This window comes from Streptomyces canus 299MFChir4.1 (assembly GCF_000383615.1).
GTDB classification, from domain to species: domain Bacteria; phylum Actinomycetota; class Actinomycetes; order Streptomycetales; family Streptomycetaceae; genus Streptomyces; species Streptomyces canus_C.
In genome coordinates this window covers 86,377-112,394 of sequence record NZ_KB911603.1, presented here as the reverse complement: position 1 = coordinate 112,394, position 26,018 = coordinate 86,377, and the positions used below count along the sequence as shown (strand labels likewise).

The window sequence follows — 26,018 nt, the reverse complement described above, 5'->3', positions numbered from 1 at the left end:
TAGCGAGGACGTCGAGGAAGTTCGGAGATCGGGGGGGATCAGAGCGCGCGCAGGGTCCAGCTCCAGCGATGGACGCCCGGCGCGACGCGATAGGAGGCGAAGGTGTCGGGGCCGCACGAGGCGGTGCCGAGGCCGCGGTGGGCCGCGTCGATGTGCACCACACAGCCCGCCCCGGGGACGAGCTCGTCGTGGTGCGCCACAGCGGTGAGGTCCGCCGCGCGGTACCGGGTCACGCCGACCTGCCGCGGTTCGTCCAGGGCGACCGCGAGGCCGGTGGCGTCCGGCGCGGACAGCGTGAAGTGCCGGACCCCGTGCCGGCCGCCGCTCTCCTGCGGGCGCAGATAGGGGGTGAACAAGTCGTCCACCGGTACCGCGTGGTGGCCGACCGGCGCCCCGAAGCTGCGGTCCGGATACGACTCCCAGGGGCCCTGTCCGTACCACTCCATCAGGTCGAGCCCGGCGACCGTCTCGAACACGCAGCCGACCCGCGCCACGTCGTCGAGCTGGTCCGGCAGCTCCGCGGACTCCTCGACGTGGACACCGCCCTCGACGGCCGTGAAGACCTGCGCATGACGTACGACTCCGGCCTCGCAGGCGTACTCGGCATGGACGGTGACCCGTCCGGGGGTCCGCCGTACGTCGGTGACCTTGCGCACCAGCGCGTCGAGCCCCCAGTCGCGCCAGCGCGGTGCCATCCCGCCGAGCTCGTCGTTGTCGGTGGGCGCCCGCCACAGGGAGAGCGTGGGGGCGCGGGTGAGCAGGGGGTGGACCAGGAGACCGTCGTCGTCGACCTCGACGAAACGGTTCCGCACGGCCATCGGCGCTTGCGGCACCGCCTCCCGCAGCCGCACCTGCGGCACGCACAGCACCGTCCCGCGCGGGGCCCAGGGCTCGTCCCCGGCCGTGCTCACCCGCAGCGTCAGCCACGCCTCGCCGCCGTCCTCGGGCAGGTCGAACGGCAGCGGCACGGCCGCCGTCTCCCCGGGCCGCAGATCGGGCAGTTCGGCGGGCGCGGTCAGGGTGCGGCCGTCGGCCAGGGACAGCTCCCACTCGCCGGCCAGCCAGGCCAGGCCCCGGAAGTGCTGGTGGTTGCCGAGCACGATGCCCTCGTGCCGGAAGCACTCGATGCGCACCGGTGCCGCGATCTCCCGGTGCTCGTACATCACCGGCTTGGGCGTGCGGTCGGGGAGGACCACGCCGTCCGCGATGAAGGCGCCGTCGTGCAGGGCCTCACCGAAGTCGCCGCCGTACGCCCAGCGATGTCCGGGCGCGGCGACACCGTTGTCATAGAGCCCGACGCCCCCACGTCCGACCGGTCTGCCGTCGTTCACACGCTGGAGAATGCCGTGGTCCCAGAACTCCCAGATGAACCCGCCCTGAAGCCCCGGCGTTGACTCGATGGCCGCCCAATGGTCCGCGAGCGTGCCGTTGCTGTTGCCCATGGCGTGCGAGTACTCGCACCAGATGAGCGGCTTGGTCTGCCGCCCGGACAGGGCGTGGTCCACGCACTCCTCCAGCGAGGCGTACATGGGGCAGGCGATGTCGGTGGCGTCGCCGGTCGCCGCCCAGTCGAGCTTCGCCGCCCCCTCGTACTGGACCGGCCGCGTCGGATCGTGACGGCGCACCCAGCCCGCGGCCGCGTCGTGGTTCGCCCCGTAGTCGGACTCGTTGCCCAGCGACCAGACGATGACCGACGGATGGTTCTTGTCCCGCAGCACCATCCGCGAGACCCGGTCCACGAAGGCGTTCAGATAGCGCGGGTCGTCGGCGATCTCGTGGGCGTGGTCGTGCGACTCGATGTCCGCCTCGTCGACGACGTAGAGACCGAGCTCGTCGGCGAGGTCGTAGAGTGCGGGATCGCCGGGGTAGTGGGAGGTGCGGATCGCGTTGAACCCGAACCGCTTCAGCGTGACCAGGTCCGCGCGCAGGTCGTCGTAGGACACGGTCCGCCCGGTCAGCGGGTGGAAGTCGTGCCGGTTGACGCCCCGGATGAAGACCCGCTCGCCGTTGACCAGCAGATCCCGGCCGGTGATCTCGACGTCCCGGAAGCCGATCCGGTGCCGAGAGGTGTCGGCGACCGTGCCGTCGGCGCGGTGCAGCCGGACGGTGAGGTCGTACAGCTCGGGCTGCTCGGCGTTCCAGGTGCGGACGTCCGCGACCGTCGCGGTCAGACGTGCCTCGCCCAGGAAGTCCGAGACCCGCTCGTCCTCCTGGTTGAACCGGTCGAACTCCGCGTCCTGCGCGAGCAGTCGGCCGTCCAGCTCCCCGCTGACGTACCACCCCTCGGGCAGTGCCCCGCCCGCGTCCCGCACCCGGCAGTCGACCCGCAACGAGCCGTCGAAGGAGGCCCGCACGGTCACATCCGACAGATGCAGCGGATCCGTCGCGTACAGCAGCACCGAGCGGGTGATCCCGCCGTGCCACCACTGGTCCTGGTCCTCGATGTGCGAGGCGTCCGACCACTTGACCACGGTCAGCCGTACGACGCTCCGCGCGCCGGCGCGCACCAGCCCCGTCAGGTCGAACTCGGCCGCGAGATGGGAGTCCTTGGAGACCCCGACGGGCCGCCCGTCCACGTGCACGAGGAGCACGCTCTCGGCGGCCCCGACCTGGAGGACGATCCGGCGTCCGGCCCACTCTGCGGGGACGTCCACCTCACGCTCGTAGACCCCTGTCGGGTTGGCGGCCGGGGAGTGCGGCGGGAACTCCGGGAACGGCATACGGACGTTGAGGTACTGCGGCAGGTCGTCCGTGCCCTGCATCGTCCAGACGCCGGGGACGTACGCCGAGGACCAGGCACCGCCGACCGGCGCGTCCGGAGTGGGCAGCAACTGGAAACGCCAGTCGCCGTCCAGGGGGAGTGTTCCGGAGCGCCGGTCGACGGCGTTCATGGGCAGCCGCCCCCAGGAGGTCACCTCGGGTGCCTCCCAGGGGCGCAGGGCGACGAGGGGGTCGGTGGGGCGGGGGCCGCGGGGTGCGTCGGTCATGACCGTTCCGAAGTCGGTGGCGGGGTGGGTGGTGCCGGGATGTGGCAGGACCGTCCGTGGCCGTGCAGGACCCGGCCCTGCAGGCCCCAGGCCGGGTCGACGGGGACGCCGAGCCGGTCCAGGACGGTGGGGGCGATGTCGATGAGCCGCGGGGTGTCGAGCCGGGTGCCGCCGGGCATGCCGGGCTCGGCCAGGACGACGAACACCTCGCGCTCGGCGCGGGTGTCGCCGCCGTGGCCGCCGGTGTCGAGGTGCCCGTGGTCCGTGGTGACCAGCACGGTCCAGCGCTCCCGCGCGCGGGCGGGGTCCGAGCGCCGGGCGTCGATGGCCGCGAGGAGCCACCCGAGGTGGGTGTCCTGCGTGAGCAGGGCCCGGTCGTAGGCCAGGCTGTGCGGGCCCATGGCGTGGGCGGCCTCGTCGGTGGCGCCGAAGTACACGAACACGGCGTCGGGATCGTCCTGGCCGATCCAGCGCTCGGCGGTGCGGGCGGCAAGGCGGTCCGCGGTGCCGTAGCCGTCCGTCTCGCCGTCGTAGCGCACCCGGCGGCCGATGGCGGGACCGAGGGTGCCGCGCCGGATCAGCTCCGGCCAGGACACCACGGCCGCGGTGCGCAGCCGGCGCCGGGCGGTGACGGCCCGGCTCAGGAAGTCGGGGTAGCGGCCGTACTCGGCACCGGCGAAGTCATTGCCGCGCACGCCGTGCCGGTCGGGCCACACCCCGGTCAGCACGCTCGACCAGCCGGGCCCGGAGTCCGTGTAGGCCATGCTGGTGGACGGACCGTCCGGGGCCTGGCCGTCCACCTCGCCGTAGGGCAGCAGGCTGGTGCCGTGGGCGCCCGCCGCCATCAGTGCGTGCAGCACCGGTGCCGTGGCCGGCGAGCGGGTCAGCAGGTCGTAGCGCAGCCCGTCCATGCCCACGACGAGCACCTTCCCGGGCCCGCCGATGTCGTACGTCACCGCCCACCCCCTTTCTCACGGCACCGGGTCAGGAGCCCTGTACCGCTCCCTCGGTGGCGCCCGCGATGAACCCGCGGGCGAAGATGCTGAAGACGATGACCAGCGGGAGCGCCGCCATCAGGACACCGGCCATGACCATGCTGTAGTCGGTGGTGTGGCCGACGTTGAGCTGGGCGAGCTCCACCTGGAGGGTCACGTGACCCGGGTCGGTGAGCACGACGAGCGGCCAGATGTAGTCGTTCCAGCAGTTGACGAAGGCGAAGATGGCGAGGAACGACAGCGCGGGCCTGATCATCGGCAGCGCGATGTTCCAGTACTGACGGAAGAACCCGGCGCCGTCGATGCGGGCGGCGTCGAGGAGTTCGTCGGGCACGCCGTTCTGGATGTACTGGTGCAGCCAGAAGATGCCGAAGGCGTTGGCGAGGGAGGGCAGGGCCAGTGCCTTGAGCATCCCGACCCAGCCGATCTTCGACATGAGGATGAACTGCGGCAGGATCGCCAGCTGCAGCGGCAGCATCATGAACAGCAGCAGCGTGCCGAAGAGCAGCTTGCGTCCGGGGAAGTCGAACTTGGCGAAGGTGAAGGCCGCCAGGGAGTCGATGAACAGCACCAGGACGGTGGTGACGGTCGCGACCATCACCGTGTTGAGCATCGACCCGAAGAAGTCGATGGTGTTCAGCACGTGCCGGATGTTCTCCAGCAGATGGGAGCCGAAGGTGAACTTAGGCGGGCTCTTGTAGATGTCCTGCGTGGTGTTGGTCGCCATGACGATCGTCCACGCGAAGGGGAAGACCGAGAGCAGGACGGCCACGATGAGGATGATGTGCGCGGTCAGGCCCTTGGGGCGGCGTCGCTTCCTGCCGCCCGTGGTCGGCCGTGCGGTGTCGATCGCCGTCATGCCTTCCTCCCTCGTGTGGTGATGCGCCAGTTGACGGCGACGAGGACGATGATCAGTACGAAGAAGGCCCACACGATGGCCGCGCCGTAGCCGTAGTCGTTGTTGAGGAAGGCCGACTGGTAGAAGTACAACAAGGTCGTCAGACCCGCCTGGCCCGGGCCGCCGAGGTTGGCGTTGGCGGCGTTGCTGGCGAACAGGACCTGCGGTTCGCTGAAGCTCTGCAGGCCGTTGATGGTCGAGATGATCACCGTGAACAGGATGATCGGCCGCATGATCGGGATGGTGATCTGGAAGAAGGTGCGCACGGGCCCCGCGCCGTCCATCTTCGCCGCCTCGTAGATCGAGGTCGGGATCGCCTGCAGACCGGCCAGATAGATGATCATGTTGTAGCCGGTCCACTGCCAGGTCATCAGCAGCGAGATGACCACCTTGATCAGCCACGGGTTGCTCAGCCACGGGACCGGCGAGATGCCCACCACGCCCAGGATCGCGTTGACCAGACCGAAGTTGTTGCTGAACACCGCGCCGAAGAAGATCGCCACGGCGACGATCGAGGTCACGTTCGGCACGTACAGCGCGATGCGGTAGAAGCCCTTGAAGCGGCGCACCGAGTGCAGCAGCGTCGCCAGGACCAGGGCACCGAACAGCGTCGGCACGGTGGACAGCACCCAGATGACCAGGGTGTTGCGGATCGACAGCCAGAAGACCGGGTCGTCCCACAGGAACCGGAACTGCTGCAGGCCCACGAACTGCATGGTGCCCATGCCGTCCCAGCGCTGGAAGGCCAGGTACAGCGAGTAGAAGACCGGGAAGAAGGAGAACGCGGCGAAGATCAGGTAGAACGGGGAGATCGCCAGGTACTGCCGCCAGTACGACAGCGGTCCCCGTCGCTTGGGCCGAGCGGTACCCACGGGCACGGCGCGCCGCGGGCGGAACCGGGCCGGGCCCGGCCCGCCGCGGTGCGAGGGCACCGCGGCGGGGCCGGTGACCGGAGGTGACGTCACCTCAGTTCACCCCCTGCCGCCGGGCGATCTGCTTGGCCTGGCTGACCGCGTCCTTCCATGCGTCGTCGGGCTTCTTGCCCTTGGCCTCGATGTTGGTCAGTTCCGTCTTGTAGGGGGCCATGACGGCGGCGTCGGCCGGGGCCTCGTACGCGATCGGCACGGCCTTGGCGGCAGGACCGAAGACCTCGATGATCTTCTGTCCGCCGAAGAAGGCGTCGGGGCCCGTCATGGCCGGCATGGTGTAAGCGGCCGGGGCGGCGGGGAAGATGGCGGCGTCGGTGAAGCCGCGGGCGTCGTTGGCGGGGCTGAGGATCCAGCTGATGATCTTGAACGCCTCTTCGGGGTTGCGGCACTGCTTGGGCAGGGCCAGGTAGGAACCGCCCTGGTTGGCCGGTCCGACGGGCATCGGGCACACCCGCCATTTGCCCTTGGTCTGCGGGGCGGCCTGCTCGATGTCCAGCGCGTGCCAGGCCGCGCCGAGTTCGGTGAGGAGGTTCTTGCCGACGGCGGCGTTCCAGGTGTTGTCGTTGATCTTGGCGTCGAGACCGAGGGTGTAGGGGCGCACCGACGTGGTCCACGCGGCGCGGATGTGGTCCTGGTCGCCTATGAAGTGGTTGTTCTTGTCGATGAACCGCTGGGTGCCCTGACCGACGGTCATGTCGAACATCGAGCCGAGGTTGTTGACCAGATAGGTGCCGGGGTTCTTCCCCTGCAGCTCGGTGCCGAGCTGGAAGTAGTCCTCCCAGGTCTTGACCAGGGCGGCGACCTTGGCGGGGTCGGTGTCCACCCCGGCCTTGGCGAACAGGTCCTCGCGGTAGAAGAGCGCGGTGGGGCCGATGTCGATCGGGAAGCCGATCTGCTTGCCGTCCTCGGTCTGGGCGAGCTTGGTCTTCCAGTCCAGGTACTGCGAGGAGAGCTTCTTGAAGCCGAGGTCGTTCAGGTCGAGGAAGCGGTTCGCGTTGGGCAGGAAGGACGCGATGTCCTCGCCCTTGATGCCGGTGATGTCGGGCACCGAGGTGCCCGCCGCGAGGGTGGTGGTGAGCTTCTGCTTGAAGTCGCCGCCGATGGAGGCCGTGGTCAGCTTGATCTGGCTGCTGAAGTGGGTCTTCGCCTCCGCGACCACCTTGTCGCTGAGCGCGCCGCCCCAGTACCACAGGGTGAGGTTCTTGCCGTTCTTGGTGCCGCCCGAGCCCGAACCGCCGCCGCAGGCGACGGTCAGTCCGGAGGCGGCCGCGGTGAGCGCGGCGGCCTGGAGGAAGCCTCTACGTGAAAGGTCCACGGGTCACTCCTGTTGTTCCTGTTCGTGGTGGAGAGGGGTGTCGGACTGTGGGGGCGTTGTGAGGGTCAATGCGGCCGGGGCGGGGTGACCGGGGCGTGGCGCACCGGTGGGCCGACGTCCGCCGGCAGGCGGTCGGCCAGGAAGCCGTACGCCTTGCGCAGGTCGGGATCGGTCAGGGAGCGCCACCAGTGGTCGACGCCGTACCAGCCGGGGGCCGCGAGGGCGCCGCCGTGGTGCCGGACGGACAGTCCGGCCGCGAGGACGGCGAACCGCAGCCGTTCCTCCAGCGGCCAGCCGCCCAGCGAGGCGGCGACGAACGAAGCGCCGAAGACGTCACCGGCGCCCGTGGCGTCGAGCACGTCGACGGGCAGGGCCGGGACGTCCGCGTACTCGCCGGTGACCTGGTCCACGGCGATCGCGCCGTCCCCGCCCCGGGTGACGACGGCGACCGGGACCAGCTCGGAGAGCGTGCCGAGGGCCGCGACCGCGCTGTCGGTGCGGGTGTAGGCCATCGCCTCGCCCTCGTTGGGCAGGAAGGCGTGGCACAGGGCCAGCTGGTCGAGGAGGTCCTTGGACCACTCCTGGGTGGGGTCCCAGCCGACATCGGCGTAGATGTGCGTGCCGTTCGCGGCGGCCTTGGCGAGCCAGGCACGCGGCTCGGCCTCCAGGTGGACGAGGGCCGTGCGCGCCTCGGGCGGGTCGCCCATCAGCGTGTCCTGGGAGTACGGCGGTTCCCGGCCGTGGGTGACCAGGGCCCGGTCGTGACCGTGAGCGAGCGCGACGGTGACGGGGGTGTGCCAGCCGTTCGCGACCTGGGAGAGCGAGAGGTCGACACCTTCCTGACCTGCGAGGATCTCCTGGCAGTAGGCGCCGTAGAAGTCGTCGCCGAAGACCGTGGCCAGGGAGGTCCGAAGGCCGAGGCGGGACGCGGCGACCGCCAGGTTGGCGATGCCGCCGGGGCCGCAGCCCATGCCGGCCGTCCAGATCTCCTCGCCGGGCGTCGGCGGCTTCCCGAGCCCGGTGAGGACGAGGTCGTAGAAGAGCAGCCCGGTCAGGAGCACGTCGGGCCTGTCGTCGTCCACGCGATGAGCCTCTCGTCAAAACTCGTCAATTTCGATGACGGGAATCGTGCGCTGCTCCGGGAGATTGGTCAATACCCGAGCAGAACTGAGCATAGATTTGATTGAAGATGACGAGTAGTGTTCACGCCGTGCTGGCAGAACGACGACACCAACTCATCCTGCGGGCCCTGCGCTCCGGTGGCCCCGCGTCCGTGACCGATCTCTCCGAGCAGCTGGGTGTGAGCCCCGCCACGATCAGGCGCGACCTGGTCAGACTGGAGGAGGACGGGCTGCTCACGCGTGTCCACGGCGGCGCCGTCGTGGAGGAGGGCGACCAGCCCTTCGCCGAGGTCGCCGAGGTGCGCGTGTCCGAGAAAGACGCCATAGCCGAGCGCGCCGCCGCCATGGTCGCCGACGGCCAGACGGTGCTGCTGGACATCGGCACCACCGCCTTCCGGCTCGCCCGGCAGCTGCACGGCCGCCGCCTCACCGTGATCACCAGCAACCTGGTGGTCTACGAGGAGCTCGCCGACGACGAGGGCATCGAGCTGGTGCTGCTCGGCGGCATGCTCCGCCGTGAGTACCGCAGCCTGGTCGGCTTCCTCACCGAGGACAACCTGCGCCAGCTGCACGCCGACTGGCTCTTCCTCGGCACCAGTGGAGTGCGCCCGGGTGGGCAGGTGATGGACACGACGGTCGTCGAGGTGCCGGTGAAGCGAGCCATGATCAAGGCCGGCGACAAGGTCGTCCTGCTCGCCGACGCCGCCAAGTTCCCGGGGACGGGCATGGCGAAGGTCTGCGGTCCCGAGGAGCTGGACGTGGTGGTCACGAACGCCCCGGCCGACCCGGTGACCCGCTCCTCCCTGGAGGAGGCGGGCGTCGAGGTGGTCGAGACAGGAAAGGTGCAAGAGTGAAGCTGACGATTCTGGGCGGCGGCGGGTTCCGCGTGCCGCTCGTGTACGGCGCCCTCCTGGGCGACCGCCGCGAGGGCAGGGTCACCGAGGTCGTGCTGCACGACCTGGACGCCGGCCGGCTGTCCGCGGTGACCCGGGTCCTCGCCGAGCAGGCCGCCCAGGTCGAGGACGCCCCACGGGTGAACGCCACGACCGACCTCGACGAGGCCCTGCGCGGCGCCGACTTCGTCTTCTCGGCGATCCGCGTCGGCGGCCTGGAGGGCCGTGCCGAGGACGAGCGGGTGGCCCTCGCGGAGGGCGTCCTCGGCCAGGAGACGGTCGGCGCGGGCGGCATCGCCTACGGCCTGCGCACGGTCCCCGTGGCCGTGGACATCGCCCGGCGTGTGGCCCGGCTGGCCCCCGACGCCTGGGTCATCAACTTCACCAACCCGGCGGGCCTGGTCACCGAGGCCATGTCCCGCCACCTCGGCGACCGGGTCATCGGCATCTGCGACTCCCCGGTCGGCCTCGGCCGCCGTATCGCCCGTGTGCTCGGCGCCAACCCCAACGAGGCCTGGATCGACTACGTCGGCCTCAACCACCTCGGCTGGGTCCGCGGCCTGAAGATCGCCGGCCGCGACGAGCTGCCCCGGCTGCTCGCCGACCCCGACCTGCTCGGTTCCTTCGAGGAGGGCAAGCTCTTCGGCGTCGACTGGCTCCAGTCCCTCGGCGCGATCCCGAACGAATACCTGCACTACTACTACTTCAACCGCGAGGCCGTCCGCGCCTACCAGCAGGCCGAGAAGACCCGCGGCGCCTTCCTCGCCGACCAGCAGGCGCGGTTCTACGACGAGGTCGGCGCCCCCGGTGTGAAGGCGCTGGACGTCTGGGACCGCACGCGGGCCGAGCGCGAGGCCACCTACATGTCCGAGAACCGGGAGACGGCCGGCGCCGGCGAACGCGACGCCGACGATCTCTCCGGCGGCTACGAGAAGGTCGCCCTCGCCCTGATGCGGGCCATCGCGCGCGACGAGCGCACCACCCTCATCCTCAACGTCCGCAACCAGGGCACGCTCTCGGTGCTGGACAGCGACGCCGTCATCGAGGTGCCCTGCCTGGTCGACGCCAACGGCGCCCACCCGGTCTCGGTCGCCCCGCTGCCCGACCACGCCACCGGCCTGGTCTGCTCGGTCAAGGCGGTCGAGCGGGAGGTGCTGGCCGCCGCCGAGTCGGCCTCGCGGGCGACCGCGGTGAAGGCCTTCGCGCTCCACCCGCTGGTCGACTCCGTCAATGTCGCCCGCAAGCTGGTCGAGGGGTACACCTCGGTGCATCCGGGGCTCGCGTACCTTAAGTAGCGCCCGCTTCCTGGAAAGCGCTTTCTCGAAGCCCTTTCGCTCTCTCTGGAGACCTTTCATGCACGACGAACGCAACCGCATCGAGGAGCGCGTCCAGCGCGCGCACGACCAGCGCATCAAGCCCGCGATCTACGCGGCCACCGTCCCCTTCGAGGTCGAGGCCTGGCAGGCGCCGGGTGAGCCGGTCTCCTTCGAGGAGGCCGCGGCCGCCCGCTACACGCCCTTCGCGATGGACACCCCGTGGGGCCCGCCCTGGGGGACCACCTGGTTCCGGATGCGCGGCCAGGTGCCCGCCGAGTGGGCCGGGCGGCGCGTCGAGGCCGTCATCGACCTCGGCTTCGTCGGCGACTGGCCCGGCAACCAGGCCGAGGCCCTGGTCCACCTGGCCGACGGCCGCCCCCTGAAGGCCGTCAACCCGCTCAACCAGTACGTCCCCATCGCGAACCCGGCGAACGGCGGCGAGCAGATCGACTACCTGGTCGAGGCCGCCTCCAACCCGGACATCCTCAAGGACAACTTCTCGAAGATCACGCCGATGGGCGACAAGCTCACGGCCGGCTCCGCGCCGCTCTACACCTTCCAGCGCGCCGACCTCGCCGTCCTCGACGAGGAGGTCTTCCACCTCGACCTGGACCTTCAGGTGCTGCGCGAGCTGATGGTCCACCTCGCCGAGCACGAGCCCCGCCGCCACGAGATCCTGCACGCCCTGGACCGGGCCATGGACGCCCTCGACCTGGACGACGTCGCCGGCAGCGCGGCCGCCGTCCGCGAGGTCCTCGCGCCGGTACTGGCCAGGCCCGCCCACGCGAGCGCCCACACGATCTCCGGCGTCGGCCACGCGCACATCGACTCGGCGTGGCTGTGGCCCATCCGCGAGACCAAGCGCAAGACGTCCCGCACCTTCTCCAACGTCACCGCGCTCGCCGACGAGTACGACGACTTCATCTTCGCCTGCTCCCAGGCCCAGCAGTACGAGTGGGTGCGCGACAACTACCCGCACGTGTGGGCCCGCATCCAGGACTCGGTGAAGAAGGGCCAGTGGGCGCCGGTCGGCGGCATGTGGGTCGAGGCCGACGGCAACCTGCCCGGCGGCGAGGCCATCGCCCGCCAGCTCATCCACGGCAAGCGCTTCTTCATCGAGCACTTCGGCGTCGAGACCAAGGGCGTCTGGCTGCCCGACTCCTTCGGCTACACCGCCGCTTACCCGCAGCTCGCCAAGCTGGCGGGCAACGACTGGTTCCTCACCCAGAAGATCTCCTGGAACCAGACCAACAAGTTCCCCCATCACACCTTCTGGTGGGAGGGCATCGACGGCACCCGCATCTTCACGCACTTCCCGCCCGTCGACACCTACAACGCCCGCTTCAGCGGCGAGGAGATGGACCGCGCGGTCCGCAACTACAACGAGAAGGGCGGCGGCTCCCGCTCACTGGCCCCCTTCGGCTGGGGCGACGGCGGTGGCGGCCCCACCCGCGAGATCATGGAGCGCGCCCGGCGCCTCGCCGACCTGGAGGGCTCGCCCAAGGTCGTCGTCGAGCACCCCGACGAGTTCTTCGCCAAGGCCCGCGAGGAGTACCCGGACGCCCCCGTCTGGGTCGGCGAGCTCTACCTGGAGCTGCACCGCGCCACCTACACCTCCCAGGCCCGGACCAAGCAGGGCAACCGCCGCTCCGAGCACAAGCTGCGCGAGGCCGAGCTGTGGGCGACCACGGCCGCGCTGCACGCGCCGGGCTACTCCTACCCGTACGAGAAGCTCGACCGGCTGTGGAAGACGGTCCTGCTCCACCAGTTCCACGACATCCTGCCCGGCTCCTCGATCGCCTGGGTGCACCGCGAGGCCGAGGCCGAATACGCCCGTGTGGCCGAGGAGTTGGAGGCCCTGACCGCCGAGGCCGTGGCCGCGCTCGGGGCCGGCGGCACGCGGGCCTTCAACACCAGCCCGTTCGACCGGGCCGAGGTGGTCCGCACGTCCGAGGGCGCTCTGGCGTACGTCGAGGTGCCCGCCAACGGCAGCGCGCCGCTGGCGGGCGCGGAGCCCGCCCGGCCCGTGAAGGCCGAGGGCCGCGTCCTCGACAACGGCCTGGTGCGCGTCGAGGTGGCGGAGGACGGCACCCTGTCCTCCGTGTACGACCTGCGTGCCCGGCGCGAGGTCCTGGGCGACAAGGGCAACCTGCTCCGCCTGCACACCGACCTCCCGAACTACTGGGACGCCTGGGACATCGACAAGCACTACAACAACCGCTACACGGACCTGCTGGAGCCCACTTCGGTCGAGCTCGTCTCCGAGGACCCGCTGCTCGGCGCGATCCGCGTGACCCGGTCCTTCGGCAAGGGCTCGACGATCACCCAGACCATCACCCTGCGTGCCGACAGCCCCCGGATCGACTTCGAGACCGACATCGACTGGCACGAGGCCGAGAAGATCCTCAAGGCCGCCTTCCCGGTGGACGTGCGCGCCGCGCACTCCTCCGCGGAGATCCAGTTCGGCCACATCCAGCGGCCCACGCACACCAACACCAGCTGGGAGGCGGCCCGTTTCGAGGTCTCGGGCCACCGCTGGGTGCACGTCGGCGAACCCGGCTACGGCGTCGCCGTGCTGAACGACTCCACCTACGGCCACGACGTCTCCCGCACGGTCCGCGAGGACGGCGGTACGACGACCACGGTCCGGCTCAGCCTGGTCCGCGCCCCGCGGATCCCGGACCCGGAGGCCGACCAGGGCAGGCACCGCTTCACGTACTCGCTGCTGCCCGGCGCGAGCATCCAGGACACCGTCGCCGAGGGCTACTCCCTCAACCTCCCGCTCCGGGTGGCGGACGCGGCAGGCGCCCCCGACCCGGTCGTCTCGGTCGACGGCGAGGGCGTGACCGTCGAGGCGGTCAAGCTCGCCGACGACGGCTCCGGTGACGTGGTGGTCCGCCTCTACGAGTCGGGCGGCGGCCGCGCCCAGGGCGTCCTGCGCACCGGCTTCCCGCTGGCCGGCGCCCAGGTCACCGACCTGCTGGAGCGCCCGCTCGAGGACGAGAGGGCCGAGCTCGCCGACGGCGGGGTCGCGGTCTCGCTGCGCCCCTTCCAGGTGCTGACCCTCCGGCTGCGGAGGGGCTGACCCGTGCCGATGCAACGCTGGTTCACCGACGCCAAGTTGGGGATCTTCGTCCACTGGGGCATCTACGCGGTGGACGGCGTCCAGGAGTCCTGGTCGTTCTACGACGACATCGTCCCGCACGACCGGTACATGTCCCAGCTGGAGCGCTTCACCGGCGCCCGGTACGACCCGCGTGCCTGGGCGGACCTGTTCGCCCGGGCCGGCGCGAAGTACGCCGTCCTGACGAGCCGGCACCACGACGGGGTGGCCCTGTGGGACACGGAGTTCGGCGACCTCAACCTCGGCAGGGACTACCTGGGCCCCTACGCCGAGGCCCTTCGGGAGAAGGACCTGAAGGTCGGCCTCTACTACTCGCACTCCGACTGGAACCACCCCGACTACGCCTCCACGCGCAAGCCGGGCCGCCCGCCGGAGCAGGAGGACAACCGCTACTCCGAGGTCGCCGCCGAGGACGAGGACCTGGAGGCCTGGAAGCGTTTCATCGCCTACCGGGACGGCCAGATCCGGGAGCTCGCCTCCCGCTACCGGCCCGACCTGCTGTGGTTCGACGGCGAGTGGGAGCGCAGCGAGGAGCAGTGGCGCATCCCCGAACTGGCCGCGCTCGTACGGTCGTACGTGCCGGACGTCGTCTTCAACGCGCGCATGCTCGGTGAGGGCGACTACGCCACCCCCGAACAGGGTGCTCCCATCGAACCGCCCGACGGCCCCTGGGAGTTGTGCCTGACGATCAACGACTCGTGGGGGTACCAGCACCACGACCACAACCACAAGTCGCTCGCCCAGCTGATCCGCTACTTCACCGAGACCATCGGCGGGGGCGGCAATCTGCTGCTGGACGTCGGTCCGAGGGAGGACGGCACCATCCCCGAGCCGCAGGTGGAGCGGCTCGAAGGGCTGGGGGAGTGGATCGGCAAGCACTCCGTGGCGGTGTACGGGACCCGGCGCGGACTGCCCGCCGGGCACCACTACGGTCCCAGCACCCTCTCCGCGGACGGCCGGACGCTCCACCTGGTCCTCTTTGACGCGCCGCGCGCCGAGATCGGCCTGCGCGGACTGGTCACTCCGGTCCGCAAGGTCACCGTCCTCGGTACCGGCACGGAACTCGGCCACCGGATGGTGGGCGGACTCCACGACGCCGTGGGCATCGTGTGGATCGACCCGCCGGCCGCGGCGGACCTCGACCCGTACGCCACGGTCCTCAAGGTCGAACTGGACGGGGAGCTGGAGCTGTACCGGGGTTCCGGCCGGTTCTGACGACAGGGCGGTGCCTGCCGGTTGAGGGACCGGCAGGCACCGCTCGCTCAGCCGGTGAAGCCGGCCGTGATCGACGTGAACTGCCAGGTGCTCTGGCTGATCCCGGAGCAGTTGCTGACCACGCCACCGCCCGGGCACGGCCGGTCGCGGTTGACCGACCAGAACGCGAGCCGGGCGATGTGATGCGAGTTCGCCCAGTCGCGGATCTGGGTCCAGATCGCCGGGGTCGTGTTCTCCTGCTGGTCGGAGAGCCCGTTCATGCCGGAGATGCCGATGTGCGAGTAGGCCGTGGCGTCGTCCCAGCCGAACGTCGACTTCAGCTTGGCCTTCAGGCCCTCCGTGGCGTTCACGGTGCTGCCGTACATGTCGGAGCCGCCGCCGAAGTCGAACGGCATGATGGTGAAGACGTCGATGTTCGCGCCCAGCGACTGGGCCTGCTCGATGAGCCGGTTGCCGTAGTAGGTCGGGCCGGTGGTCGAGGTGCCGAAGGTGACGATGGTCCTCAGGCCGGGGTTGTTGGCCTTGACCGTCTTCAGCGCGGTCAGGATCCTCGCCTGCACGGCCTCGTTCTCGAACTCGTCGGTGTTCTCGATGTCCATGTCGATCGCCTTGAGCGAGTAGGCGTCGATCACCTTCTGGAGGGCGGCCGCGAGCGCGCTCGCCGAGGAGCAGTTGGCGCCGAGCTTGCTGCCCTGCCAGCCGCCGAACGACGGCACGATGTCACCGCCGGCGGCCCGGATCTGGTTGATGGCGGTCTGGTCGACACCGCCGGTCAGCGGCCGGCTGCCGTCCCAGGCGGGATTGCAGCCACCGGAGTCCAGCATGAACGCCATCGTGAACCACTTGACGCCGGTCGCGCTCATCACCGTGCTCGGGCTCGGCGGATCACCCCAGCCCTCGTACAGATACGGCGCGGCCTGCTTGAAGCCGGTGGGGTTCCCGCTGCCCGCGTCGGTCGTCACACTCACGGAGTTGGAGGCCCCGGAGGTGTTCCCGGCCGCGTCGCGTGCCCTGACGGTGAAGGTGTACGCCGTGCTGGGCGAGAGCCCGCTGACGGTGGCGGACGCACCGGAGACGGTGAGGACCTTGTTGGAGCCGCTGTAGACGTCGTACCCCGTGACACCCGTGTTGTCCGTCGAGGCGTTCCACTTCAGCGACACGCTCGACGACGTCTTGCCCGTGGAGGCCAGCCCGCTCGGAGCGCTCGGCGCCTGGGTGTCCGAGCCCCCGCCCCCGGGCCCGTCGAGGCTGATGTCGTCGGCGTAGTAGGTGCCCTGGGCGTACCAGCCGTGGACGTAGATCGTGGCGCTGGTCTGCGAGGCGCCGGTGGTGAAGGAGACGGACAACTGGCTGTACGCCGACGGCGAGGTCGTCCAGGTGGAGGCCCCGCCGTTCACGCCGAGGTAGACGTAGGAGCCGCGCACCCAGCCGCTGAGGCTGTAGGTGGTGTTCGGCTGCACGGAGACGGTCTGGCTGCACTGCGCGTTGTCGCTCGAACTCACCGCCCCGGCAAGGGCTTTGGAGCCGCCGTGGACGGGCGAGGAGACGACCGAACCGAGGTTGCCGGTGCAGGTCCAGGGGGAGAGGCTGCCGGATTCGAAGCCGGGGTTGGTCAGGACGTTGGCCGCCTGAGCAGTGCCGGGGAGGGCGACGGCTCCGGCCAGCGCGAGAACGGCGGAGCCGAGGAGAGCGACAAGTCTGGGACGTCTGAGTGGGTTGCGCACGCGATCTCCCTGGAGAAATGGGGATGTTCGGGAGTGCAGAGAGGTGGTGCAGGGGGTGCGCAACCAAGTTGGTATGGACCAATCGGCCTGTCAAGATGAGCGGCAGAATTGGTCCATACCGGTGGGGGTGAGGTGAGGCGACCTAAAGCGGCAGTACCTGACCCGCTGCCTGGACGACTACCGCCTCGGCGGCCGCAGGCGACGGCACGGCGGGCAACGGTTCCGGCACCTCGGCCCGCTGAGCCGGGATCGACACCGGCCGCAACTGCCTCGGCCCCGAGACCACCGTGTAGTCCTGTCCCAGGAACGGCGGCTCGATCACTCCGGTGTCCTCACCCAGCGCCAACTGCACAGCGGCCCACGGCACGTTGACCCCGCACAGCGACAGCTGGTGCAGGCCGCCCGCCGGACGCGTGTTCACGTCCATCAGCACAGGACGGTCGCCCAGCATCCGGAACTGGATGTTGGACAGGTAGTGCAGCCCGAACCCCTCCGCGATCAGCCGCGCCGGCTCCAGCCACTGCTCGTGCTGCGTGAACCCGCGACGCCGACCGTTCTTGGTGCGGCCGATCGCGAGCCGCACCCGGTTGTCGGGTCCGGTGAGCGTGTCCACCGAGACCTCCGGCTGCTCCAGGCGCGGCATGACCAGCCAGTCCACCTGCTCGTCGGCCTGCGCGAGGGCCTCGACGACCGTGTCGAGCGAGACGTAGGGGCTGGGGAACCCGTTGAGCTGCGCGAGCGAGAAGGGCGCGCGGGTGATGATCCGGAAGCCCACCCCGCCCGCACCGGACGCGGGCTTGAAGCAGGCCTTGTGTCCGTCGGCCTCCAGCTCCTCGACGGCCGTGACCAGCTCGTCCGCGGTCCGCACCCGCCACCACGGCGGCACCGGGACACCGACGGCCTGGACCGCCTCGTAGGCGATCACCTTGTCGTGGAAGACGGCGACGGCCTCCGGCGGCGGCGCGAGCAGCGCCGTGCCGAGTGCGGCGAAGTCGGCGCGGTGGGCGACGATCGCCGCCTGGTGCAGCCGGGGCACGAACACGTCGATGCCGCGCTTCTGGCACTGGTCGAGGGCGAACTCGACGTAGGCGGCCGGGGACAGCCCCTCCGGCTCCAGCTCGGCGGTGTCGGCGGCGGCCAGCACGGGCGAGTCGGCGTCACCGTGCGTCGCATGGATCTCGACGGCTCTGTCGCTGGGATTTCGCCGCAGCTGATCCATGAAGAACACGTTCTCCGCGTACGTGCGGTTGAGCCAGACGCGTACGCGAGAGTGCATTCAGGCCGCCTTTCGGGGTTTTCGGGCACGGCGAAGCGGGCCCGTGCCCGGGCAGGGTGATTGGAGGGACACCAAACCGCCCTTGCGAAGGGAAGTTCACTGCGGTGGTGTTGGGGCGATCATACGGCTTTCAATGGGCCACGCGTGCAACGCCCGTGTTACGGAATTCCCGATCATGGAACTCCGTCGCCCCGGGCCACTCTTGTACCGGGCAAACTAATGTGATCTCGTGGTCCCACTGGGGTGATCGGAGGGGGCGAGAGGTGACGTCTACGGCCGGTGGCACGGCACAGCTTCTGGCCGTCAGCGACCTGCACATCGGATATCCCGAGAACCGCTCCCTCGTCGAGCGGATGCGCCCCGGCACCGACGAGGACTGGCTCCTGGTGGCCGGTGACGTCGCCGAGACCGTCGCCGACGTCCGCTGGGCCCTGGAGACCCTCGCCGGCCGCTTCCGCCAGGTCGTCTGGGCCCCCGGCAACCACGAACTGTGGACCCACCCGAAGGACACCGTCACCCTGCGCGGGGTCGCCCGCTACGAGCACCTCGTCGACATGTGCCGGCAGCTAGGCGTCCTCACCCCCGAGGACCCCTACCCGGTCTGGGACGGCCCCGGCGGGCCCGTCGCCGTCGCCCCGATGTTCCTGCTGTACGACTACTCCTTCCTGCCCGCCGGCTGCGCCACCAAGGAGCAGGGCCTGGAGTACGCGCACGGCACCGGCATCGTCTGCAACGACGAGTTCCTGCTCCACCCCGACCCCTACCCGTCCCGCGAGGCCTGGTGCCGGGCCCGGGTCGCCGAGACCGAGCGCAGACTCGCCGCCCTCCCCGACGACCTGCCCACCGTCCTGGTCAACCACTACCCGCTGGACCGGCACCCCACGGACGTCCTGTGGTACCCCGAGTTCGCCATGTGGTGCGGCACCGCGCTGACCGCCGACTGGCACCGCAGGTTCCGCGTCGAGACCATGGTCTACGGCCATCTGCACATCCCGCGGACCACCTTTCACGAGGGCGTCCGCTTCGAGGAGGTGTCGGTGGGCTATCCGCGGGAGTGGCGCAAGCGGACGGAGCCGCCCGGCCGGCTGCGCCGGATCGTGCCCAGGGAGGTCGGCGCGCTGTGATCGAGGAACTCCTGCCGGACTCTGTGGTGGCCGTCGAGGTCCACGGCCACGACGAGCCGGGGAACGCCGCGCTGTACCCCGAGGAGGCCGCGCTCGTCGCGCACGCCGTCCCCAAACGCCGCCGTGAGTTCGCCGTCGTGCGGACCTGCGCCCGCCGGGCCATGGAGAAGCTCGGTGTGCCGCCGCAGCCGGTCCTCCCAGGGGAACGCGGCGCCCCGCGGTGGCCCGCCGGGCTCACCGGCAGCATGACCCACTGCGACGGCTACTGCGCCGCCGCCCTGGTCCGCTCCGCCGACCTGGCCTCCCTCGGGATCGACGCCGAACCCCACGGGCCGCTCCCGGAGGGCGTGCTGGAGAGCGTCTCGCTGCCGGGGGAGCGGGTCAGGCTGCGGGAACTCGCCGGGGCCTACCCCGCCGTCCACTGGGACCGGCTGCTGTTCAGCGCCAAGGAGTCCGTCTACAAGGCGTGGTTCCCGCTCACCCGGACGTGGCTGGACTTCACCGAGGCCGACATCGACATCGTCGTCGCCCCCGGACCGCCCGTCAGCGGCACGCTCCGCGTCGAACTCCTCGTCCCCGGCCCGCTGGTGGGCGGCGAGCGGCGCGGCGTCCTCCAGGGCCGCTGGATGGTCCGGGACGGCCTGGTGGCGACCTCGGTGACCGTGCCGCACGCCTGAGCGCACGGCACGCCCCTTCCTTCCCGCTAGAACTCCGGCGGGCACCAGCTCTTCAGCAGCCTGAAGAACGCCTCCTCGTTTCCCGCGAGGCCGGCGTCCGCCAGGGCCTGTTCGGCCTCGGCGAGGACCGCCGGCGGGACGACCGGTGGCCGGGCGGTGTCGGGCGGGCCGGACGCGGTGTCGAAGGCGGCTCGGACCGTGTGCAGCAGCCGCAGATACGCCTGGACGGCGGTGCGCTCACGGTCGGTCAGTACGGCGGTGGGCATCGGCGGCTCTCCCCAAGTCGTTGTCGGTCATACGGGTGTGCATCTCCAGCTTGCCGCCCACCACTGACAATCCGGCTTCCGCGCAGGTTCGTTCGCCCGCTTAGCGGAGGCGAAACCTCACCGAAATCACCGTGCGGAAAGCAGCCCTACGCTGGGAGGAAGGGCTTGCTGCCGCCGAGCGGCGGCCAGGAGAAGGGGAGGGTGAGCACGTGGTCGACGACCCACTCCGGCGCCCGGTGCGCGCGGTCCGGCTGCGCTCGGTGGGCGAAGCGGAACTCGCGTTGCAGTACCGCGTGGTGCACGGTTACCGCCGGGCCTTCCGCAGGGCGGGCGAAGGGCCGCCGCTCGTCCTCATCCACGGCATCGGCGACTCCTCGGCGACCTGGGCGGAACTGATCCCCGACCTCGCCCGCACCCACACCGTGATCGCCCCCGACCTGCTCGGCCACGGCGACTCCGACAAGCCGCGCGCCGACTACTCGGTGGCCGCGTACGCCAACGGCGTCCGTGATCTGCTCACCACCCTCGGCATCGAGTCGGCCACCCTGGTCGGGCACTCGCTGGGCGGGGGAGTGGCCATGCAGTTCGCCTACCAGTTCCCCGAGCGCACCGAGCGGCTCATCCTGGTCAGCGCGGGCGGGGCGGGCCGTGAGGTCAACCCGGTGCTGCGGCTGGTGTCCCTGCCCGGCGCCCACCTGATGCTGTCCTCACTGCGGCTGCCCGGCATGCGGCTCCAGGTCGGCCTCGCCGTGCGCCTGATGAAGCTCCTGGACACCGATCTCGGCCAGGACGCCCCGGACCTGCTGAACCTCGTCGACGCCCTGCCCGACGAGACCGCCCGCAACGCCTTCATCCGCACCCTGCGCGCGGTCGTCGACTGGCGCGGCCAGGTCGTCACCATGCTCGACCGCTGCTATCTCACCGAGGGCATGCCGACCATGCTGCTGTGGGGCGACCGGGACAGCGTGGTGCCCGTACAGCACGCCTTCGGGGCGCACGAGGCGATGCCCGGCAGCCGTCTGGAGATCTTCGAGGGCGCGGGCCACTTCCCCTTCCACACCGACCCGGCCCGGTTCGTCTCCCTGGTCGAGGAGTTCACGGCCACCACGGCCCCGGCGGACTGGAGCCGGGAGCACTGGCGGGAGCTGTTGCGGGAGGGCAACCCCGGGAGCGCGTGGGCACCCGGTGGGGAGCGGGAGCTGAGGGAGGCCAGCGAACGCAGTGCGACCTGACGCTCGGTGAACCCTCAGCCCTTGCACCCTCAGCCCTGCGGCCCCAGATACCCCAGCGAGGCCTCGATCCGCCCCGCCAGCCGGTCCCGCTGCACCGGCCCGCGCAACGGTGAACCCGCGAGCCAGGTACGGCACTTGCTGGCCAGCAGCAGCCCGAAGCTCTCCGCCTCCCGCTCGTCGTCGAGCTCGAAGCGGCTGCGTGCGGCGACCTTGCGCACGGTGGCCTGGAGATCGGCGTCGTCGTGGAGGAGGCGGGCGGCGACCGCGGCGCCCTCGACGTGGTGGGAGCAGTGGCCGGCGTTCATGTGCCACAGCTCGTGGCCGAGGATGACCAACTGGTGGTCGGGGGCGGTGCGTTCCTCGATCACGACGAGGTCCTGGTCGGCCATGTCGAGCCACAGCCCGCTGGCCGTGCCGGGCGGGAAGGGCGCCGTACGGAAGTGGACCGGGCGGCCCCGGCGTCTGCTCATCGCGTCGCACAGGGCGCCGTAGAGGTCCTCGGGGCGTGCCGGGGTGTCCAGTTCCAGCTCCGCCACCAACTCGCCGCTCAGGCGGCGCATGTGCTTACCGATGCCCACAGTTGTCTCCCGGATCAGGACTCGGGCCGCTTGACGCTCTCCAGGAGCATGTCCAGCCACTCGGCGACCTTGTCACGGTGCTGGTCGGTCGGCAGCTGCGCGGCCCGCCAGGCGATCCCGCGCACACCGTGGTCCTGCAGCAGCCGCTCCAGCGGGTCGCGGGCGGCCGCCGCGGCCTCCCGTTCCCGGTCGGCGAGCTTGTGCAGGAGCTCCTGCTCGGTGTGCTGCAGCGCACCCGCGAGCGCCTCGGGGTCCTCGGCCGTGAGGAAGCCGGCGTGCACGCGGAAGAACCGCTGGATGGCGTCGCAGTGCTCCATGGTGGGGCGCCGGTCGCCGTTGATCAGGGCGCCCGCCTGCTGCCGGGACATGCCCGCCCCGTCGGCGATCTCCTGCTGGGTGTACTTGCGCCCGTTGGGCTTGAGCCGGGTGCGGCGCAGCAGGTCGAGCCGCTGCAGGAACCGCGCCTGGACGTCCGGTTCACCCGCCGGGCGCCCGCTCAGCAGGGCCTTGACCACGGGTTCGGGGACACCGGAGGCGACGGACAGCCGGCCGGTGTCGAAGACCTGCGCGTGCGGCACGCCGAGCCGGTCGGCGAGTGCGGTGACGCGGGCGACGACGGCCGTCAGCACGACCGTTGCCGCGTCGTCCGGGCTCTCGAAGCCATCCGACACCGACAGATCTCCTACGTCTCTCACCCGACTTCTCACAGGCGGTCGCCGTGAACTTCCCGGAGAGTAGCCCGTTGTTCGAACTCACATCCAGGTCTCGCCACAACTGTGGCCAATTTCAGCCGTCAACCGCTGCGGAATGCCACGATAGTTGACACGACTTGCTCCGGGACAGCAGGATCAAGGGGCCGCGTGAAGGCCGCATAGGCAAGAGGGGTGACCTCCCGATGGCATATCAGGCAGGTGGGCAGCGGTCGGAACTGCGGCCCGTCCCCGAGGGGCTCGAAGCCCGGGCGTATCTTCAGGACTACGCCACGCTCCTGGAAGCCGTCCCCTTCCCGTCCGTCGTCCTCGACCACCGCTGGGACGTCGTTCTCGCCAACACCGCTTTCGCGTCACTTTTCCGTGCCGTGGGCCCGCATCCGACGGCCATGCCCGGTGACAACTTCCTGCGCTTCGTCCTCTTCCACCCCGACGCGAGCAGTGTCCTCGGCGAGCACGAGTCGCGCTGGTGTCTGCCGATGCTCGCGCACTTCGCGGCAGCGGTGGAGCGCCACGGCCACGACCACGGCCTCCAGGCGATCCGCCGGGACATCGCCCAGGACCCGATCATGGACGCCGCCTACCGGCACGGCCTGCCGCACTGGATCCGCGCGGTCGGCGAAGAGGCCGTGGAGCACGACGGCTCCGTACGCCCGCTCGTCCACCCGGACCCGCGCTGGGGCGCCACCGACTGCCGGATCGTCGACGAGACCCCGCGCACTCTGCGCGACCTGGGCTACACCCGCCTGACGCTGGTGCTCCGCCCGGCTCCCACCAGGCGCCGTCCGCGGCGCGCCACGGCTCATCTCACGGTGGTGCCCACCCCCAAGGCCTGACGGGCACCGTCGGCGTTCAGGTCGTCGACGGCGCCTCGTCAGTAATCGTCGGTCCCCGTGGAGCAAGGGTGTTCCACGGGGCCGCCCGTCTCGGCTCACTCCGTCACCACCAGCACCAGCGGCACCCCCGCGCAGGGGATCAGCCGCACCCCGTCGGCCCGCGCGGTCCGGCCCGTCGCCAACGCCCCGGCGAAGTCCGGACCTTTGTCGAGGGAGCCGACCAGATGCCGCGGATCGCTGGACGCGGCGACCCGGCCGCGGGCGTTCACCAGACGGGCGGGGCCCGGCAGTTGGTGCAGCATCGGCATGACGGCCGCCTCGAAGTGCCGTAGGTACACATCCGCGGCGGCCACTCCGGCGAACCGGCCCGCCATCTCGACCGGCGCCGACAGCGTCAGGCTGTACTCGTCGGAGCAGAGGTAGTCGACGTACGGTCCGGCCACCGCCCGCTCCCCGGTGTCACGGGGGAGCGCGAACCAGTCCCAGTGCGTGTAGTCGGCGTACGCCGAGTGCTCGGGATCCAGGTCGAGCAGCAGGGGCCGTACGTCCCCCTCCGCGCCGGTCTGCCACCACTCCAGCCACGCGGGTACGTCCGTCAGCAGTCCCGGCGCGGCGACGAAGCCGACACCGGACACCAACGCGTGCCGGGCGAGCCGTAGATGAAGACCCGGGCGCAGGGCGGCCAGGTCGACGGTGGCCGGGCGGCGGCCCTCGGCGGCCACGCGTGCCAGCAGGGCCGTGGTGTCCGCACGCGTCGCGGCCACGGCCTCGAAGACCGTCTCGACGGCCGAGCGGACCCGCGCCGCGACCGACTCCTCCGGCGCCTTGTCGAGCATTGCCGTCACGAGGCCCATGGCTGCCCTCCGGGAGACGGGGACCGTCGAGCGACGCGGCTACAGCGTCAGACGCAGGGCGATCAGCCGTGCCGTCGACTCCCGGACGCAACGCTCGGCCGGCTCCCTGGCCGATTCGTGGGCCCCATCCTGCACGGCCGAGATGACGAATCGCAGTCGCTCGGACACCTCTTCACGATATTCGCCGTCCCCGAGCACAAGACACAGCAGCGCCCCGACCTCCGTCTGGAGCGCCACCTGCTCCCGCGTCAGGCGCGCCGACTGCGCGGCCGCCGCCAGCTCCACATGGAAGCGGCCGTAGAGGCGACTGCACGCCGCCGCCTCGTCGGCCTGTGCCAACTCCGCTGCGGTTCGCCGCAGTTGTACGAGGTCCTCGGGTTCCGTGCGCTCGGCCGCGAGCCGCGCCGCGGCACCGGAGAGGGCGGCCCAGTGGTCGCCCAGGTCGCGCAGTTCCTCGGTGCTCCAGCCGCGCAGACGGGCCTTGAGCCGTTCCTCGCCCGGGACTTCGGGCAGCGAGACGAAGGAGCCGCCGCCGCGGCCCCGGCGGGTGGTGACGAGCCCCTGCTGGCGCAGTGCCATCAGCGCCTCCCGCAGGGTCACCGTGGACACCCCGAGCTGACCGGCCAGTTCGCTCTCGCCCGGCAGCTGCTCCCCGTCGCCGAGCAGCCCGAGCTCGATGGCGTCGCCGATCCGCCGCACGACCGCGTCCACCCGTGCCCGGTTGTCGACCGGGGCGAAGACGGCTCTGCGGGCGCCGCCGTCGATGCGCTGCTGATTCACGGCCACCACCTTGCACGTTGACTCAAGCTTTACCCCGAGGGGGCCTTGAGCTTTGAACTATGACTTCATATGTTTTTGTTCAATCGGTCAACGCCCGAGCGAGCCAGAAAGGTTCCCGCCGATGGAGGGAAGCGCGATCCGGCTGTCGGGTCTGCGAAAGTCGTTCGGGGAGACGACCGCCGTGGCCGGGGTCGACCTGGAGATCCGGGACGGCGAGTTCTTCTCGGTGCTCGGCCCCTCCGGCTCCGGCAAGACGACGGTCCTGCGCCTGATCGCCGGCTTCGAGACCCCCACCGAGGGCCGCGTCGAGCTCGCCGGGCAGGAGGTCACCGGCCTCGCGCCCTTCGAACGGGACGTCCACACCGTCTTCCAGGACTACGCCCTCTTCCCGCACATGAGCGTCGAGCAGAACGTCGCCTACGCCCTCAAGGTCCGCGGGGTGCCCAAGGCGGAGCGGCTGGTGCGGGCCCGCAAGGCGCTCGGCGAGGTACGCCTCGAGGGCTTCGGCAGACGCCGGCCGGCCCAGCTCTCGGGCGGGCAGCGCCAGCGCGTCGCCCTCGCCCGGGCGCTGGTCGGTCGTCCCCGGGTGCTGCTGCTGGACGAGCCGCTCGGCGCGCTGGACCTGAAGCTGCGGGAGCAGATGCAGGTCGAACTCAAGGCGCTCCAGCGGGACGTCGGGATCACCTTCGTCCTCGTCACCCACGACCAGCAGGAGGCCCTGACGATGAGTGACCGCATCGCCGTGTTCCACCGGGGCCGCATCGAACAGGTCGGCACCCCGGCCGAGATCTACGAACGGCCCGCGACCCCCTTCGTGGCGTCCTTCGTCGGCACGTCCAACCTCCTCGACGGGGACATCGCCCGGCGGATCGTCGGCGCGCAGGGCACCTTCAGCGTGCGGCCCGAGAAGATCCGGGTGCTGAAGGAGTCCGCGGACTCCGGGGAGCCGGAGCACGCCGGCGTCACCGGGACCGTCGCCGAGGTGGTCTACCTGGGGGACGCCACCCGCTTCCTGGTCGACCTCGACGGCGGCGGCCGCCTCACGGCGCTCCAGCAGAACCTGGAGACGTCGTCCGAGGACGTGGCCGCGTACCGGGGCGCCCGGGTGCGGCTGCAATGGCACCGGCGGCACGCCGTCGCGGTGCCCACCACCGACTGACCCCTTCTC

General features: G+C 70.9%; 22 protein-coding genes. 9 read left to right on the top strand and 13 right to left on the bottom strand.

The features are described 5' to 3' along the window. Positions 1-38: 38 nt before the first annotated feature. The 6 genes from H293_RS0133955 to H293_RS0133930 all read right to left on the bottom strand — a co-directional run bounded on the left by H293_RS0133955 (position 39) and on the right by H293_RS0133930 (position 8,206). Positions 39-2,987 carry a glycoside hydrolase family 2 TIM barrel-domain containing protein gene (locus H293_RS0133955; RefSeq protein WP_020122274.1) on the bottom strand — a complete coding sequence of 983 codons (2,949 nt, stop codon included), beginning with the start codon at positions 2,985-2,987 and terminating at the stop codon, positions 39-41. After that, positions 2,984-3,943, bottom strand: a complete 960-nt coding sequence (locus H293_RS0133950; protein ID WP_020122273.1) for an alkaline phosphatase family protein — start codon at positions 3,941-3,943, stop codon at positions 2,984-2,986. Before H293_RS0133950 ends, H293_RS0133955 begins: the two co-directional genes overlap by 4 nt. A 28-nt stretch (positions 3,944-3,971) precedes the next feature. Beyond that, complete coding sequence (locus tag H293_RS0133945) at positions 3,972-4,841, bottom strand: carbohydrate ABC transporter permease (RefSeq protein ID WP_020122272.1); 870 nt, start codon at positions 4,839-4,841, stop codon at positions 3,972-3,974. Continuing rightward, positions 4,838-5,758 carry a carbohydrate ABC transporter permease gene (locus H293_RS0133940; RefSeq protein ID WP_397895757.1) on the bottom strand — a complete coding sequence of 307 codons (921 nt, stop codon included), beginning with the start codon at positions 5,756-5,758 and terminating at the stop codon, positions 4,838-4,840. The genes H293_RS0133945 and H293_RS0133940 overlap by 4 nt, the downstream gene beginning before the upstream one ends. 88 nt (positions 5,759-5,846) lie before the next feature. Next, positions 5,847-7,124, bottom strand: coding sequence for an extracellular solute-binding protein (locus H293_RS0133935; protein ID WP_020122270.1), 1,278 nt, complete (start codon positions 7,122-7,124; stop codon positions 5,847-5,849). 65 nt (positions 7,125-7,189) lie between these two features. Continuing rightward, positions 7,190-8,206, bottom strand: a complete 1,017-nt coding sequence (locus H293_RS0133930; RefSeq protein WP_020122269.1) for a carbohydrate kinase family protein — start codon at positions 8,204-8,206, stop codon at positions 7,190-7,192. A gap of 128 nt (positions 8,207-8,334) precedes the next feature. Here H293_RS0133930 and H293_RS0133925 point away from each other — a divergent pair, with 128 nt between their 5' ends. From H293_RS0133925 to H293_RS0133910, 4 genes are read left to right on the top strand one after another with little or no spacing between them, the layout of a single operon-like run. Beyond that, positions 8,335-9,099 (top strand): DeoR/GlpR family DNA-binding transcription regulator, encoded by a 765-nt coding sequence (locus H293_RS0133925; RefSeq protein ID WP_020122268.1) that lies wholly within the window; start codon positions 8,335-8,337, stop codon positions 9,097-9,099. Next, entirely contained in the window at positions 9,096-10,433 is a 1,338-nt protein-coding gene (locus tag H293_RS0133920; protein WP_020122267.1) for a 6-phospho-beta-glucosidase, read from the top strand. Before H293_RS0133925 ends, H293_RS0133920 begins: the two co-directional genes overlap by 4 nt. Positions 10,434-10,491: 58 nt before the next feature. Continuing rightward, positions 10,492-13,539 (top strand): alpha-mannosidase, encoded by a 3,048-nt coding sequence (locus H293_RS0133915; protein WP_020122266.1) that lies wholly within the window; start codon positions 10,492-10,494, stop codon positions 13,537-13,539. Positions 13,540-13,542: 3 nt separating this feature from the next. Continuing rightward, positions 13,543-14,793 (top strand): alpha-L-fucosidase, encoded by a 1,251-nt coding sequence (locus tag H293_RS0133910; protein WP_020122265.1) that lies wholly within the window; start codon positions 13,543-13,545, stop codon positions 14,791-14,793. Between the two features lie 47 nt (positions 14,794-14,840). Here the strand turns inward: H293_RS0133910 and H293_RS0133905 are convergent, their stop codons facing one another. Further along, positions 14,841-16,517, bottom strand: a complete 1,677-nt coding sequence (locus H293_RS0133905; RefSeq protein WP_020122264.1) for a carbohydrate binding domain-containing protein — start codon at positions 16,515-16,517, stop codon at positions 14,841-14,843. Between the two features lie 142 nt (positions 16,518-16,659). Beyond that, on the bottom strand, positions 16,660-17,793 hold the full coding sequence (locus H293_RS0133900; RefSeq protein ID WP_020122263.1) for an ATP-grasp domain-containing protein: 1,134 nt from the start codon (positions 17,791-17,793) through the stop codon (positions 16,660-16,662). Between the two features lie 263 nt (positions 17,794-18,056). On the opposite strand from H293_RS0133900, the gene H293_RS0133895 reads away from it, so the two are divergent. Both H293_RS0133895 and H293_RS0133890 read left to right on the top strand, forming a co-directional pair. After that, a complete protein-coding gene (locus tag H293_RS0133895) occupies positions 18,057-18,917 on the top strand; it encodes a metallophosphoesterase family protein (RefSeq protein WP_020122262.1) in 861 nt (286 codons plus the stop codon). Further along, complete coding sequence (locus H293_RS0133890) at positions 18,914-19,594, top strand: 4'-phosphopantetheinyl transferase family protein (RefSeq protein WP_020122261.1); 681 nt, start codon at positions 18,914-18,916, stop codon at positions 19,592-19,594. The genes H293_RS0133895 and H293_RS0133890 overlap by 4 nt, the downstream gene beginning before the upstream one ends. 26 nt (positions 19,595-19,620) lie before the next feature. Here the strand turns inward: H293_RS0133890 and H293_RS0133885 are convergent, their stop codons facing one another. Next, entirely contained in the window at positions 19,621-19,860 is a 240-nt protein-coding gene (locus H293_RS0133885) for a hypothetical protein (RefSeq protein WP_020122260.1), read from the bottom strand. A gap of 209 nt (positions 19,861-20,069) precedes the next feature. On the opposite strand from H293_RS0133885, the gene H293_RS0133880 reads away from it, so the two are divergent. After that, complete coding sequence (locus H293_RS0133880) at positions 20,070-21,092, top strand: alpha/beta fold hydrolase (protein WP_020122259.1); 1,023 nt, start codon at positions 20,070-20,072, stop codon at positions 21,090-21,092. Positions 21,093-21,121: 29 nt separating this feature from the next. On the opposite strand, the gene H293_RS0133875 is transcribed toward H293_RS0133880, so the two are convergent. Continuing rightward, complete coding sequence (locus H293_RS0133875; protein WP_028808437.1) at positions 21,122-21,652, bottom strand: hypothetical protein; 531 nt, start codon at positions 21,650-21,652, stop codon at positions 21,122-21,124. Positions 21,653-21,684: 32 nt separating this feature from the next. Continuing rightward, positions 21,685-22,341 (bottom strand): helix-turn-helix domain-containing protein, encoded by a 657-nt coding sequence (locus tag H293_RS0133870; protein ID WP_007386039.1) that lies wholly within the window; start codon positions 22,339-22,341, stop codon positions 21,685-21,687. 224 nt (positions 22,342-22,565) lie between these two features. Here H293_RS0133870 and H293_RS0133865 point away from each other — a divergent pair, with 224 nt between their 5' ends. Next, entirely contained in the window at positions 22,566-23,216 is a 651-nt protein-coding gene (locus H293_RS0133865) for an MmyB family transcriptional regulator (RefSeq protein WP_020122257.1), read from the top strand. Between the two features lie 95 nt (positions 23,217-23,311). Here H293_RS0133865 and H293_RS0133860 read toward each other — a convergent pair whose 3' ends face one another. Together H293_RS0133860 and H293_RS50510 are read right to left on the bottom strand one after the other, a co-directional pair. Beyond that, the gene (locus H293_RS0133860) at positions 23,312-24,070 is read right to left on the bottom strand and encodes a cache domain-containing protein (RefSeq protein ID WP_020122256.1); all 759 of its coding nucleotides are present in this window, start codon (positions 24,068-24,070) and stop codon (positions 23,312-23,314) included. A 39-nt stretch (positions 24,071-24,109) separates the two neighbouring features. Beyond that, a complete protein-coding gene (locus H293_RS50510) occupies positions 24,110-24,850 on the bottom strand; it encodes a FadR/GntR family transcriptional regulator (RefSeq protein WP_020122255.1) in 741 nt (246 codons plus the stop codon). A gap of 121 nt (positions 24,851-24,971) precedes the next feature. Between H293_RS50510 and H293_RS0133840 the strand changes: the two genes are divergently transcribed. Next, the gene (locus H293_RS0133840; protein WP_020122254.1) at positions 24,972-26,009 is read left to right on the top strand and encodes an ABC transporter ATP-binding protein; all 1,038 of its coding nucleotides are present in this window, start codon (positions 24,972-24,974) and stop codon (positions 26,007-26,009) included. Positions 26,010-26,018 lie beyond the last annotated feature (9 nt).

Bases quoted from the DNA above. Each gene is read 5' to 3' on its own strand.
- H293_RS0133885 (WP_020122260.1), bottom strand. From the start codon at position 19,860: ATGCCCACCGCCGTACTGACCGACCGTGAGCGCACCGCCGTCCAGGCG.
- H293_RS0133875 (WP_028808437.1), bottom strand. From the start codon at position 21,652: ATGCGCCGCCTGAGCGGCGAGTTGGTGGCGGAGCTGGAACTGGACACC.
- H293_RS0133900 (WP_020122263.1), bottom strand. From the start codon at position 17,793: ATGCACTCTCGCGTACGCGTCTGGCTCAACCGCACGTACGCGGAGAAC.
- H293_RS0133955 (WP_020122274.1), bottom strand. From the start codon at position 2,987: ATGACCGACGCACCCCGCGGCCCCCGCCCCACCGACCCCCTCGTCGCC.
- H293_RS0133860 (WP_020122256.1), bottom strand. From the start codon at position 24,070: ATGGGCCTCGTGACGGCAATGCTCGACAAGGCGCCGGAGGAGTCGGTC.
- H293_RS0133915 (WP_020122266.1), top strand. From the start codon at position 10,492: ATGCACGACGAACGCAACCGCATCGAGGAGCGCGTCCAGCGCGCGCAC.
- H293_RS0133865 (WP_020122257.1), top strand. From the start codon at position 22,566: ATGGCATATCAGGCAGGTGGGCAGCGGTCGGAACTGCGGCCCGTCCCC.
- H293_RS0133945 (WP_020122272.1), bottom strand. From the start codon at position 4,841: ATGACGGCGATCGACACCGCACGGCCGACCACGGGCGGCAGGAAGCGA.
- H293_RS0133840 (WP_020122254.1), top strand. From the start codon at position 24,972: ATGGAGGGAAGCGCGATCCGGCTGTCGGGTCTGCGAAAGTCGTTCGGG.